Raw genomic sequence first — 12170 nt, forward strand, 5'->3', positions numbered from 1 at the left:
CTCAGCGGACCCGCAATTCGGCGACGCGCGGCAACCGCGGTGCGTCCAGGGCCCGGGCATAGGCCTCGTCATGCCCGTAGATGTCCTGGCGAATCCGTACCTCCGCCCCCTCCACGGTCACCGTCGTATAGTGCAGCCGCACCGGGATCGGTCGCGGCACCGTGGCTGCCGAGGTCTGCCGGCTCTCGAGCACCCGGTCGACCCGCGCCCGATCCCAGCCGGCAGCGCCCTGCAGCGTGATGTCCAGCAGTTCCATCGGCTTCTCCAGCCGGATGCAGCCGGAGGAGAAGGCACGCTCGGCACGGCGGAACAGGCCGCGATCCGGCGTGTCGTGCATGAAGATGTCCTCGGTGTTCGGGATGACAAATTTGATCCGGCCGAGCGCATTGGCCTCGCCGGCATCCTGGCGAATCACGTAGGGAAAGCGTTCCGGATTCACCGAACGCCAGTCAATGGTGGTGGGGTCGATCTCTACCCGCTGGCCTTCGGCGAACCCATACACCCGGAAGCCCTTTTCCATCATCGCCCGCGGGTTGCTGCGGAATTTTGGCAGCAAGTCCTCCCGCGCATTGCGCTCGGGCACGCCCCAGGGCGGGTTGAACATTACCGAGGTCAGCCTCACCCGCAACATCGGCGTGGCGCGGGCAGGCTTGCCGACGATCACCGCCATGTCGAGCTGGACCCGTCCGGCTTCGACAACCTGCAGCCGTTGGTGCGGGATGTTCACCTCGATACGCCGCTCCGACCCGGCATTGGCGGCGGCACGGCGCATGTCGAGGGCGACCCGAAGCTGTCGGATCGTGGCCTCGGCCGGGCGGTTCAGGGCGGCGAAGGTCAGGCGGCCGGCGCGGCCATCCGCCTCCAGCGCCTCGGCGGCCTGAAAGCGGCGCACCGCGGCGACGAGGTCCTCGTCATAGACCGCCGGGTCGGCTGGGCGGAGCGCGGCTGCGACGGGATCGGTTGCGGCGAGGCGGGCGCGGAGCGCCGGCACCCGGACCGGGTCTGCGGTGCCGGGTTCCAGCGCGTCGTTGCCCGGCATCGGCGGCACTGGAGGGAAGCCGCCGGCCAACGCCCTGGCACGGGCGGCTGCGAGCGCTCGCTTCAGCGCAGAAGTCCCCTGCGGCAGCAGCGCGGCGCGGTCAATAACAGCGGCCGGCTCGGCGGCGGTACCCAGCTCGGCCGTCCAGGGGCCGAGCGGCAGGGCGGCGGTGTCGCGGCGAATATCGGCGCGGCCCGGCAGGTCGCGGACGCGGCCATGCAACAGGTCGGCCAGAGCGGCTGCTGCGGAGGCACGGAGCGCCGCGGCGAAGGCGGCCGGGTCCAACTGCGCCAGGGACTCGGGGGGGATGGCATAGTCGCGCGGCTCGAGCCCGTCCTCGGCCAAGCGGCGCAGGCGGTCGGCGAGGCGATGCAGCGCCTCCGCCCCTTGCACCGAATGCGCGGCGCCCTGCGCCGCCGGCGGCGCGGCATGGGCGGGGAGCGCGGCCAGGGCGGCAGCGCCGAGCAGGGTGAGGGCCAGGAGAGTGCGCACGTTGCAGTGATACATGGCGCCGGTGCGACGCGCCAAGCCCGGCGGCGCGCTCGACTCAGCCCTTTGCCAATTCGGCAACGGTGAGTGGCTTGTAGGGCGCGCGGGGCCGCAGGGTACCGACCGCCTCAAGGCTAGTGTTACGCGTCTCGGCAATCAGGGCGGCGAGGGTCGCACCGCACAGCCGCCCCTGGCAGGGACCCATCCCGGCGCGGAGATAGGCCTTGAGCTGGTTCGGACCCGTGGCGCCCAGCCGGGCGGCGGCGCGGACTTGGCCGGCGGTCACTTCCTCGCAGCGGCATACCAGGGTGGCGTCGTCCGGCGGAGCCAGGACCCAGTCGGGCGGCGCATAGAGCGCATCGAGGAAGGGCCGCAGCGCCAGCTTGGCGCGGCGGGAGGCACGCAGCGGGTCGGCGCGACGCGCAAAGCCCTCCGCTGTCAGGCGACCAACCCGGCGCGCCGCATCCACCGCCGCCAACCGGCCGGAGGCGACCGCCACCTCCCAGCCGCCGATCCCGGCACCGTCCCCGGCGATGGCGACCCGGGCCTCGGAGGTGGCGCCGCAATCGTCGACCCGCGGCCGCCAGCAGCGTTGCACCGGGTCCCAGTCATGCGCGAGGCCTATGGCCAGCGGAATATGGGTGGCGGGCACCACGCCCTCATGCAGCAGCAGCGTGTCGCAGGCAGCGCTGCCGCCATCCCAGAGGACACGCTCGACGCGGCCGTCGCCCTCGGCGCGCAGGCCGGCGGCGGCACGGATGCGAGGGATGCGGCGCGTCGCGGCCAGCAGCCCGAGCCCCTTGGCGAGCAACGGGGCACCGCCCAGCAGGGACGCCGTATTCCAAGCAAGGGCCAGGCGGCCCTCGGGCGTCGTCTCCAGCAGCAGCGCCGGCGGCACCCCGGCGCGGATAAGCTGCGCTGCCAGCAGGAGGAGAAGCGGTCCCTGCCCGGCCAGCACCGTGCGGCCGGCGGGCACCGCGCCCGCGGTCTTCAGCAGGGTCTGCGCCGCGCCGGCGGTCATCACGCCCGGCAGGGTCCACCCGGGGATCGGCACCGGACGCTCCTGCGCGCCTGTCGCCAGCAGCACGCGGCCCGCGGCGATCTCCGTGGCGGCGCCGCCCGCCGCCACCGAGAGCAGGCCGGCCTCCGGGTCCAGGTGCCAGAGCGTGGTCGATGGACGGTAGTCGATCCGCGACGCCCGAAATGCGCGCACCAGCGGCAGGCCTGCGGCGAAGTCGCCCCGCAGCGCCGGGTCGCCGGCCGCGGCTTCGAGATTGCGGAAGACCTGCCCACCCGGGGCCGGGTTCTCGTCGATGACGGCGACCGAGAGGCCGAGATCGGCCGCCTCCACCGCCGCCGCCATGCCGGCCGGGCCGGCGCCGATGATGGCAAGGTCGAGGCTCATGCCGGGAAGGCGACGCGGGCGCCGCGCTGCGGTGCGACGCGCATGCCGGCCGTGACGGGGACCATGCAGGCCTGGCGGTTGGCGATGCCGTCGATCTCGGCCAGGCAATCGAAGCAGACGCCTATCATGCAATAGGGCAGCCGCGGCGCGCCGGAAATCGGCGTCTCCCGGATGAGCGGCGCCCCAGCCAGAAGCACGGCCGCGGCGGCGGAGGCGCCCGCGGGCACCCGCACCGCGGCGCCGTCGACGAAGACCTCCACCGTGGCAGAACGTTCAGGACGCGGCGCGAACATCGAACCGCCCCGCGGTGAAGGGATCGAGCATCGGGTCCAGCGCGCCGGCGGCGATCATCGGCGCCAGCAGCAGCGCATGCGCGCCGGCAAGCGTCACGCCGGAATGGCAATTCGCGGTGAAGGCGCCGGGGAAGCGAGCGGACTGGTCGTAGATCGGCAGCCCGTCCGGTGCCATGACCCGGAGCGCCGACCAGGCGCGGAGGATGTTCAAACGGCCGACCCAGGGGAAGGACAGCACGGCACGGTCCGCGATCTGGCGCATGACATCGGGGCTCTGGCGCAGGTCGAAGCCCACCTCCTCCATGCTGTCGCCCATCATCAGGCTGCCTTCCTGGGTCTGCCGCACGGTGGTGGTCGGCATCGACAGCAGCTCCGCCGCGCGTTCGGTCACCAGCACCTGGCCGCGCTGCGGGCGGACCGGCGCGGCGAGGCCGAAGCGCGGCGCGAGTCCGGCATTGCCCAGGCCAGCGGCAAGGACGATGCGGGGCGCGCCGAAGCGCCGGCCGCCGACGAAGACGCTGAAGTCGTGCGGCGCGGCGTGCCCCTCCTCCACCTTGGCATTCGGCGCATAGACGCCGCCCGATGCCGCAAAGTCCGCGTGGAGCGCATGCAGCAGGCGGAGCGGGTTGGCATGGCCGTCGTAGGGGGTCCAGGAGGCGCCGACGACGCGCGGGCCGAGGCCGGGCAGCATCTCGCGCAGTTCCGGCGCCTCGATCATCCGGTATTCGTAGCCGGTATTGCCGGCCTCGGCCTGCATCCGCGACATGCGGGCCGCTCGATCGGCCATCTCCCGGTCCGAGAGGCACAGATGCACCCCGCCGGGCTGCCGCAGCCCGACATCGGTGCCGGTCGCGCCGCCCAGCGCCGCGGCCAGCTCCGGCCAGTTCCCCGCCGAGGCGCGGGTCCAGCGCTGGTACCAGGGCGCGCCAAGGCCCTTCGACTGCACCCAGACCAAGCCGAAATTGCCGCGGCTGGCGCGGTAGGCGACGTCGCCCTCGTCCAGCAGCACGGTCGAAAGGCCCTGCCGCCGCAGCCCCCAGGCGATGGCGGCGCCGACCAGGCCGCCACCCACCACGATCGCATCGAAGGAGTCGGACTGCATGGACGGAGGGGACGATGGCCGGCGGGCGGCGTCAACCGTTGACGACCTGAGGGATCGCGGGCGAGCCTGCCGCCTCTCCGGGGAGACCGCGCCATGAGCCCGCTCGACGAGCCCGCCCTGCGGCGGAACAGTGACCTGGAGGCGGCGCTGGCCGAGGCACGCGAGGCCTATGCCGCGCGGCTCCCGCGCAGCGCCGCCATCCATGCCCGGGCGCGGGAGGTGATGCCGGGCGGCAATACCCGGAGCGTCCTGTTTTACACCCCCTTCCCCACCGCCATGGTCCGCGGCGAGGGCTGCCGGCTGTGGGACGCGGACGGCAACGAGTACCTCGACCTGCTGGGCGAATACACCGCCGGCCTGTTCGGCCATTCCGAGCCGCGGATCATCGAGGCGGTCAAGGCGGCGCTCGATGGCGGGATCAACCTGGCCTCGGTCGGGGAGAAGGAGGCCGAGCTGGCCGGGCTGATCGTCGGCCGCTTCCCCTCGATCGAGCAGGTGCGCTTCACCAACAGCGGGACCGAGGCCAATCTGATGGCATTGGCCGCGGCGCGCGGTTTCACCGGGCGCACAAAGACGCTGGTGATGCGCGGCGGCTACCATGGCGGCGTGCTGACCTTCGCCAACGAGCGCAGCGCGGTGAACGTGCCGATCCCGCTGGCCTTCTCCGACTACAACGACCCGGCGGCGGTGACCCGCGACATACTGGCCGAGGGCGACACGCTGGCGGCGGTGCTGGTCGAGCCGATGCTGGGCTCCGGCGGCTGCATCCCGGCCAGCCTCGAATTCCTGACCGCGCTGCGCGCGGCGACGCGGCAGACCGGCGCGGTGCTGATATTCGACGAGGTGATGACCAGCCGACATGGCGCCGGCGGGCTGCAGCAGCGAACCGAGGTGATCCCGGACATGACCACGCTCGGCAAGTACATGGCGGGCGGGATGAGCTTCGGTGCCTTCGGCGGCCGGGCCGAGATCATGGCGATCTTCGACGGCCACCGGCCTGGCACGCTGCCGCATGCCGGCACCTTCAACAACAATGTCTGGTCGATGGCCGCCGGCTGCGTCGCCATGGGCGAGATCTTCGATGCGACGGCGGCCGAGGCGCTCTATGCCCGCGGCGAGGCGCTGCGCGACGCCCTGAACTCCGCCTGCGTCCGGGCCGGCGTGGCACTGCAGTTCACCGGCCGCGGGTCGATGCTGACGGTGCATTTCCGCGATGGCGTTATCGACCGACCCTATGCGGCAAGCCAAGCCGAGGATCGGCTCCGCGAGCTGTTCTTCTTCGACATGCTGGCGGCCGGGATCTATCTGGCGCGGCGCGGCATGGTGGCCCTATCCCTGCCGGTAACCGATGCGGACTGCGCCCGCTACATCGCCGCCGTCGAGGAGTTCATCGCCGCGCGGCGCCCCCTGCTGGCGGGGGAGGCCGGTCGGGGCTAGCCTGCGCCACCCGCCAGTTGCACCCGGATACCCTGGCCGGCCCCAGGAGACGACGATGACCACCACCTTTGCCGCGGATCGGCGGTCGCCCAACCAGGCGCGCCGGGTCATGCTGCTGACGGGCGCCTCGCGCGGAATCGGCCATGCGACGGTCAAGGTCTTCTCGGCGGCGGGCTGGCGAGTCATCACCGTCTCCCGCCACCCTTTCCCCGAGGAATGTCCCTGGGAAGCGGGACCCGAGGACCACATTCAGGCCGACCTGTCGAATGCCGAGGACACGCTCCGGGCGATCGAGGAGATCCGCCAGCGGCTGGAGCCCGAAGGCGGCCGGCTGGACGCGCTGGTGAACAATGCCGGCATCTCCCCGAAGGGCCCGGGCGGCAGCCGGCTCGGCACCATCCAGACCCAGCTGGACGACTGGAAATGGGTGTTCCAGGTGAATTTCTTCTCCTCCATTATGCTCGCCCGCGGGCTGATCGAGGAGTTGCAGCGGACCCGCGGCGCGGTGCTCAACGTCACCAGCATCGCCGGCAGCCGGGTGCATCCCTTCGCCGGCGCGGCCTATGCAACCTCGAAGGCGGCGCTGATGGCGCTGACGAGGGAGATGGCGCACGATTTCGGCCCGCTCGGCATCCGGGTGAATGCGCTGAGCCCGGGGGAGATCGACACATCGATTCTCTCGCCCGGGACAGAGAAGATCGTCGAGGAGCAGATTCCGCTGCGACGGCTGGGCAAGCCGGCCGAGGTGGCGAAGGCGATCTACTTCCTCTGCTCGGATGCCTCTTCCTACGTGAACGGCGCCGAGATCCATGTGAACGGCGGGCAGCACGTCTAGCGCGGCGCACCGCCCGCCCGGTCGCTAGCGCCCGCCGCCGACCGGCACCCTGGCGCCCGCGACGTAGCTGGCCGCGTCGGAGAGCAGCCAGAGGATCGCTTCCGCCACCTCCTCGGCACTGCCGCCCCGCGCCATCGGAACGCCCGCCGACATTCGCGCCACCCGGTCCGGCATCCCGGCATTGGCGTGCAGCTCGGTCTCGATCAACCCGGGATTCACCGCATTGACACGGACGCCCTGCGCCGCGGCTTCCTTGGCGAGGCCAACGGTCAGCGTATCCACTGCGCCCTTGCTGGCCGCGTAATGCACCCATTCCCCGGCACCACCGAGTTCCGATGCGCGCGAGGAAACGTTCACGATGGCGCCGCCCTGCGGCAGCACCGCCAGCGCCTCCCGGCAGCAGGCGGCGAGGCCGATGACGTTGACCCGCAGCACCCGCTCCCAGACCGCGTCGGTGCTCTCCTGCAGTGTCGCCTTGGGGCCGGTGATCCCGGCATTGTTGACCAGCGCATCCAGCCGGCCGAAGCGGTCCCTGACCGTGGCGAAGGTCGCCGCCACCGCCCGCGGATCGCCAACATCGGCCTGCATCGCCAGTACCTGCGCGCCGGCGGCCTTGGCCGCGGCCTCGGTTTCCGCCGCCCGCGCCGCATTCCCGGCATAGGTGAAGGCGACATCCCAGCTGCGCGCCGCTGCCAGCTGCACCACCGCCGCGCCGATGCCCCGCCCGCCGCCGGTCACCAGCAGCACCTTCCTGTCTGCCATGGCCCTCCCTCTCCCCATCGTTTGCGGGCAGCATAGCCCGGAGAGGGAGATGGAGGGAGCTATGTTCAGGGCGGACCTGTTCGCCGGCCAGCGCGTGCTGGTGACCGGCGGCGGCAGCGGCCTCGGCCGGATGATGGCGGAGAAGCTGCTCTCCCTCGGTGCCGAGGTGGAAATCTGGGGCCGTCGCGGTCCGGTGCTCGCGGAGGCGGCCGCGGCGATGGGCGCCGGCGTCACGCACCAGGTGGTCGACATCAAGGATCCCGAGGCGGTGGAGCGCGCGGTCGCCGCGATGTGGGAGGCGGGCCGACCCGCGACCCACCTGATCAACAACGCCGCCGGCAACTTCGTCAGCCGGACCGAGGACCTCTCGCCGCGCGGCATCCGCGCCATCAGCGACATCGTCTTCCACGGCACGCTGCAGGTGACGCAATCCATCGGCAAGCGCTGGATCGCGGCGAAGGGCGGCAACCACGCCGTTGTCTCCATCACCACCACCTGGGGCCGCACCGGTGCACCCTTTGTCATCCCCTCCGCCATGTCCAAGGCGGCAGTGGATACGATGACGAAGTCGCTGGCGGTGGAATGGGGCCGCCACGGTATCCGGCTGAACACCATCGCGCCGGGCACCATCCCGACCGAGGGGATGTATGCCCGCCTCCGGCCCGGCGACAACGACCCGACCGCCAAGGCCGCCGCGGCAAACCCGCTCGGCCGGGTCGGCAATGCCGAGGATATCGGCAACCTCGCCGCCTTCCTGCTGGCGCCGTCCTGGATCAACGGCGAGACTATCGCGCTGGATGGTGGGTCCTGGATGATGAACGGTGGCGGCTTCCGCGACATGTTCGCCTATGGCGACGTCGAATGGGCCGATGCGCGCGATCGCATAAAGGCGCGCAATGCGGCCGATCGGACACAGCGTGGTTAGCGCCGGGCGCCGCGCGGCGCTGGCCGCCCTGCTGGCCATCCCCGCCGTCGCGCGGGCGCAGACCCGCGTTGTCCGCCTGGTGCTCGGCTTCCCGCCCGGCGGCTCCGCCGACTTCCTTGGCCGTGCCATGGCGGAAAAGCTGGGTCAGGGGCTCGGCGCCACCATCGTCATCGACAACCGGCCGGGCGCTGGGTCGAACATCGCCACCGAATACGTGGCGCATGCCGACCCGGATGGCACCACCCTGCTGCTCGGCGGCAATTTCAGCCATGCGGTCAACCCGGTGATGTATCGCCGGGTCGGCTTCGACCCAGTGGCCGACTTCACCCCGATCGGCCGGGTCTGCGACCTGCCGACCATCATCGCGGTCAGCGCCGCCAGCGGCATCACTAGCTTGGCCGATTTGCTGGCCCGCATGCGCGCCAAGCCCGGCGCCTGGAACTACGGCACGCCCGGCATCGGCACGCCGAGCCATCTGGCCGGAGCGATGTTCAGCCGCGTCACCGGGCTCGACTGGACACATGTACCCTTCCGTGGCGGTGCGCCCTCGCTCACGGCGCTGCTGTCCGGCGATATTGAGGTGATCATCGCCACGCCGCCGGTGGTGCTGCCGCAGATGCGGGCCGGGAAGGTCGTCGCGCTTTCGCTCACCACGGCTAAGGCATCGCCGGTCATCGCCGGCGTGCCTGGTGCGGCGGAAGCCGGGCTGCCGGGCCTGGATATCGCGGGCTGGTACGGGCTTTGGGGCCCGGCGCGGATGACGCCGGCGATGCGCGACCGCGGCTTCGCGGCATTGAACGCGGCGCTCGCCGACAGCACCGTGCAGGAACGCTTCGCCGGCGAGGGGCTGCGCGCTTGGCCGAGCGACAGCCCGAAGGACTACGCCGGCTTCATCGCCCGGGAGATCCCCTTCTGGGCGCAAGTCGTGAGGGACGCGGGAGCGACAGCGGAATGAGCACGAACATCCATCGCTGGCCGGCGCAGCAACGGGTCCGGACCGGCCCGGTCGCCGAGGCGCTGCCGCCGGAAGTCGCCGATTGCACGCGGGTGCTGCTGGCGACGACGCGGTCGCTCGCAGAAAGCGATATCGCCGCGGCTACCCGCCAGGCGCTCGGCGCGAAGCTGGTGGCGGAACACGCGACGATGCGGGCGCATTCGCCGGTCGAGGACGTGCTGGCGCTGGCCGTCCTGTTACGGTCGAGCGGGGCGGAGCGGGTGGTGGCGCTCGGCGGCGGCAGTGTCATCGACGGTGCCAAGGTCGCCTGCCGCGCGGTCTGGGCCGGAGTCGCTGACAAGGCGGCGCTGATCGGTCTGTCGGTCTCGCGCGGCGCGGAAGCGGAAAACTGGGACGCGACGGAGCCAGTGCCGCGGATCGTCGCGGTGCCGACCACGCTTTCGGCGGCGGAATTCGCGCCGCATGCCGGTTACACCGATCTCGAGGCCGGGCGGAAGATGCGCGCGGTGCAGGCCAGCCAGGTGCCGCGGGCGGTCATCCTCGACCCGGCGGCGATCCTGGAGACGCCGGCGGAACTGCTGCTCTCCTCCGGCATCCGCGCGGTGGACCATGCGGCCGAACGTCTCTGCGCGAACGAGCGCGCCCCGTTTTCCGATGCCGTGTCCCGCCAGGCCCTGACGATGCTGGCGGGAGCGCTGCCGGCCATCAAGCGCGACCCCGGCGACGTCGCGGCCCGGGCGGCGGCACAGCAGGCGATGTGGCTTTCGGTGATGGGCGGCTGGTCGGGCGTCGCGGTCGGGGCGAGCCATGGCATCGGCTATATCCTCGGCGGGGCGCGCGGGGTGCCGCATGGCATCACCTCCTGTCTCGGCCTGCCGGCGGTGATGCAGTGGAACGAGCCGGTGAACGGCGCGGCGCAGGTTGAGATCGCCCGCATCCTCGGCGGCCGCACGGGGCATGAGGCGTTGCGGTCCTTTATCCGGGGCCTCGGCCTGCCGACCACGCTAGCGGAAGTCGGCATTGCCGAGAATGAAATTCCCGATCTGGCCGCCCGCTGGGATGGGGGACCGCCCATCGCCACGAACCCACGTCCTGTCCGCAGCACGGCGGACGTCGAGGAAATCCTGCGGTTGATGGCCTAGCCAGCCGACTCGCGAAAAAAGGAGCAAGGTCGGAGGAGTTTGATCCCCCGCCTTTCTTCTCTTGCCCCGCAGCCGGAACCGGGGCGAGCATTGAGGCGCAACCGGGGCTAAACCCCGGGCATAGGAGGACGGCCCCAATGGAATTCGGCTATTTTTCCATGCCTTCCCATCCCCCCGAGCGGGGCCTGAAGGAAGGCCATGACTGGGACCTGCAGACCATCCGCTGGCTCGACGAGCTTGGCTTTTCGGAGGTCTGGATTGGCGAGCACCACACCGCGCCGTGGGAGCCGCACCCGGCGCCCGACCTGCTGCTGGCCCAGGCGATGCTGCAGACCAGCAGCATCCGGCTCGGCCCCGGCGGCTTCCTGCTGCCCTACCATCACCCGGCGGAGCTCGCCAACCGCGTCGCCATGCTCGACCACTTGTCGGGTGGCCGGCTGAATTTTGGCATCGCTGCCAGCGGCCTGCCGAGCGATTGGGCGATGTTCAACGTTGACGGCATGTCCGGCACGAACCGCGAGATGACGCGCGAGGCGCTGGACATCATCCTGAAGATGTGGTCGGCCGACGAACCCTTCCACTACGATGGCAAGTACTGGAAGGTCGACAAGCCGGACACGATGTTCGGCTTCCTCAAGCCGCACTTGAAGCCTTTGCAAGCGCCGCATCCGCCGATTGGCGTGGCCGGGCTGTCGAAGAACTCCGACACGCTGAAGATGGCTGGCGAGCACGGCTTTCTGCCGATGAGCCTCAATCTCAACCCCGGCTATGTCCGCAGCCATTGGGACAGCGTCGAGGCAGGGGCGCGCAAGGGCGGCCGCACGGCCAACCGCAACGACTGGCGGCTGGTGCGGGAGATCTTCGTCGCCGACACGGATGAGGAAGCCTGGCGGCTTTCGGTCGGCGGCATGATGGGCCGGATGATGGGCGAGTACTTCCTGCCACTGCTTTCGAATTTCGGCTTCAAGGAATACCTGAAGCACAATCCGGACGTGCCGGACAGTGACGTGACGGTGGAATACTGTGCCAAGCGGAACTGGCTGGTCGGTTCGCCTGCCACTGTCGCCGAGAAGCTGGAGCAGATCTACGAGGATGTCGGCGGCTTTGGCCAGCTCTGCGTATTCGGTTTCGACTACCTCGAAAATCCGGGCGCCTGGCGCAATTCGTTGCGTTTGATACAGGAGGAGGTGATGCCGCGGGTGAAGCACTTGGTGCCGCAGGCGCCGGCGGCAAGGCTGGCCGCGGCGCAATAGGACGCAGGAAGATGGCCGCCGCGGCAATCCCGCTGCGGCCGATTGCGTTGTCGCCGGCGAACCATGCCGGGAGAAAGACGATGCGTTTGGCCTGTCTTGGACTGCTGCTGCTGCTCGGGGCCTGCGGCCCGGGCGGCATCCAGCCGGGTGCACGATACTCCGGCATGCCGGACACGATCACCGGCGACGCCCAGAAGAACCAAGCGACCGGGACGATCAGCACCGGTGGCACGGTGTGGTCGCGGCAGCAGGGCTACTTGACCACACCGAGCCGTTGAAGCGGGTCGCCGCCGGGCGGAACCGCCCGGCGGCGTCAAGCTGCCAGGGAAATCACAAGCCAGAGCGGTGTGCTAAGCCGAAAGTTCGGCACACCGCTCTACATTGGCTTACGTTCGAAGGTGAATGCGGCACCACTTAAGGTCCTAGGCCCCGTTAGCGCCTGAGCCAATCTGCGGTGGCGGCGAGGCAGAGCACGCCGAGGAAGGATGCGGCGGTCTTTTCGTAGCGGGTAGCGACGGCTCGCCACTCTTTCA

The 12170-nt window shown here is 70.8% G+C and carries 12 protein-coding genes and 1 pseudogene; 7 read left to right on the forward strand and 6 right to left on the reverse strand.

The window, feature by feature from the left end; translation table 11 throughout:
* Position 1: 1 nt before the first annotated feature.
* Genes E2C06_RS21080 through E2C06_RS21095 form a run of 4 tightly spaced genes read right to left on the reverse strand, consistent with a single transcriptional unit; the run spans position 2 to position 4328 of the window.
* The gene (locus E2C06_RS21080) at positions 2–1567 is read right to left on the reverse strand and encodes a L,D-transpeptidase family protein (protein ID WP_241671394.1); all 1566 of its coding nucleotides are present in this window, start codon (positions 1565–1567) and stop codon (positions 2–4) included.
* Between the two features lie 19 nt (positions 1568–1586).
* Positions 1587–2933 carry a (2Fe-2S)-binding protein gene (locus E2C06_RS21085; protein WP_133290594.1) on the reverse strand — a complete coding sequence of 449 codons (1347 nt, stop codon included), beginning with the start codon at positions 2931–2933 and terminating at the stop codon, positions 1587–1589.
* A complete protein-coding gene (locus tag E2C06_RS21090; protein WP_133290595.1) occupies positions 2930–3226 on the reverse strand; it encodes a (2Fe-2S)-binding protein in 297 nt (98 codons plus the stop codon). The genes E2C06_RS21085 and E2C06_RS21090 overlap by 4 nt, the downstream gene beginning before the upstream one ends.
* Positions 3207–4328 carry an NAD(P)/FAD-dependent oxidoreductase gene (locus E2C06_RS21095; protein WP_133290596.1) on the reverse strand — a complete coding sequence of 374 codons (1122 nt, stop codon included), beginning with the start codon at positions 4326–4328 and terminating at the stop codon, positions 3207–3209. The genes E2C06_RS21090 and E2C06_RS21095 overlap by 20 nt, the downstream gene beginning before the upstream one ends.
* A 93-nt stretch (positions 4329–4421) precedes the next feature.
* Here E2C06_RS21095 and E2C06_RS21100 point away from each other — a divergent pair, with 93 nt between their 5' ends.
* Entirely contained in the window at positions 4422–5765 is a 1344-nt protein-coding gene (locus E2C06_RS21100; RefSeq protein WP_133290597.1) for an aspartate aminotransferase family protein, read from the forward strand.
* A gap of 55 nt (positions 5766–5820) precedes the next feature.
* On the forward strand, positions 5821–6600 hold the full coding sequence (locus E2C06_RS21105) for an SDR family NAD(P)-dependent oxidoreductase (protein ID WP_133290598.1): 780 nt from the start codon (positions 5821–5823) through the stop codon (positions 6598–6600).
* A gap of 24 nt (positions 6601–6624) precedes the next feature.
* Here the strand turns inward: E2C06_RS21105 and E2C06_RS21110 are convergent, their stop codons facing one another.
* Positions 6625–7362 (reverse strand): SDR family oxidoreductase, encoded by a 738-nt coding sequence (locus E2C06_RS21110; protein ID WP_133290599.1) that lies wholly within the window; start codon positions 7360–7362, stop codon positions 6625–6627.
* 61 nt (positions 7363–7423) lie between these two features.
* Here E2C06_RS21110 and E2C06_RS21115 point away from each other — a divergent pair, with 61 nt between their 5' ends.
* The 5 genes from E2C06_RS21115 to E2C06_RS21135 all read left to right on the forward strand — a co-directional run bounded on the left by E2C06_RS21115 (position 7424) and on the right by E2C06_RS21135 (position 11915).
* On the forward strand, positions 7424–8287 hold the full coding sequence (locus E2C06_RS21115; RefSeq protein ID WP_133290600.1) for an SDR family oxidoreductase: 864 nt from the start codon (positions 7424–7426) through the stop codon (positions 8285–8287).
* Positions 8280–9242 (forward strand): Bug family tripartite tricarboxylate transporter substrate binding protein, encoded by a 963-nt coding sequence (locus E2C06_RS21120; protein WP_165982531.1) that lies wholly within the window; start codon positions 8280–8282, stop codon positions 9240–9242. The genes E2C06_RS21115 and E2C06_RS21120 overlap by 8 nt, the downstream gene beginning before the upstream one ends.
* Entirely contained in the window at positions 9239–10384 is a 1146-nt protein-coding gene (locus E2C06_RS21125; protein ID WP_133290602.1) for an iron-containing alcohol dehydrogenase, read from the forward strand. Before E2C06_RS21120 ends, E2C06_RS21125 begins: the two co-directional genes overlap by 4 nt.
* 137 nt (positions 10385–10521) lie before the next feature.
* On the forward strand, positions 10522–11637 hold the full coding sequence (locus E2C06_RS21130) for an LLM class flavin-dependent oxidoreductase (RefSeq protein ID WP_133290603.1): 1116 nt from the start codon (positions 10522–10524) through the stop codon (positions 11635–11637).
* A gap of 11 nt (positions 11638–11648) precedes the next feature.
* The gene (locus tag E2C06_RS21135) at positions 11649–11915 is read left to right on the forward strand and encodes a hypothetical protein (protein WP_133290604.1); all 267 of its coding nucleotides are present in this window, start codon (positions 11649–11651) and stop codon (positions 11913–11915) included.
* A gap of 154 nt (positions 11916–12069) precedes the next feature.
* Here the strand turns inward: E2C06_RS21135 and E2C06_RS21140 are convergent.
* A pseudogene (locus E2C06_RS21140) lies at positions 12070–12170 on the reverse strand (IS5-like element ISMex42 family transposase); the annotation flags it as partial.

This window comes from Dankookia rubra, from assembly GCF_004355005.1.
Classification (GTDB): domain Bacteria; phylum Pseudomonadota; class Alphaproteobacteria; order Acetobacterales; family Acetobacteraceae; genus Paracraurococcus; species Paracraurococcus ruber_A.

Bases quoted from the DNA above. Each gene is read 5' to 3' on its own strand.
- E2C06_RS21085 (WP_133290594.1), bottom strand. From the start codon at position 2,933: ATGAGCCTCGACCTTGCCATCATCGGCGCCGGCCCGGCCGGCATGGCG.
- E2C06_RS21090 (WP_133290595.1), bottom strand. From the start codon at position 3,226: ATGTTCGCGCCGCGTCCTGAACGTTCTGCCACGGTGGAGGTCTTCGTC.
- E2C06_RS21095 (WP_133290596.1), bottom strand. From the start codon at position 4,328: ATGCAGTCCGACTCCTTCGATGCGATCGTGGTGGGTGGCGGCCTGGTC.
- E2C06_RS21100 (WP_133290597.1), top strand. From the start codon at position 4,422: ATGAGCCCGCTCGACGAGCCCGCCCTGCGGCGGAACAGTGACCTGGAG.
- E2C06_RS21105 (WP_133290598.1), top strand. From the start codon at position 5,821: ATGACCACCACCTTTGCCGCGGATCGGCGGTCGCCCAACCAGGCGCGC.
- E2C06_RS21110 (WP_133290599.1), bottom strand. From the start codon at position 7,362: ATGGCAGACAGGAAGGTGCTGCTGGTGACCGGCGGCGGGCGGGGCATC.
- E2C06_RS21115 (WP_133290600.1), top strand. From the start codon at position 7,424: ATGTTCAGGGCGGACCTGTTCGCCGGCCAGCGCGTGCTGGTGACCGGC.
- E2C06_RS21125 (WP_133290602.1), top strand. From the start codon at position 9,239: ATGAGCACGAACATCCATCGCTGGCCGGCGCAGCAACGGGTCCGGACC.
- E2C06_RS21130 (WP_133290603.1), top strand. From the start codon at position 10,522: ATGGAATTCGGCTATTTTTCCATGCCTTCCCATCCCCCCGAGCGGGGC.
- E2C06_RS21135 (WP_133290604.1), top strand. From the start codon at position 11,649: ATGGCCGCCGCGGCAATCCCGCTGCGGCCGATTGCGTTGTCGCCGGCG.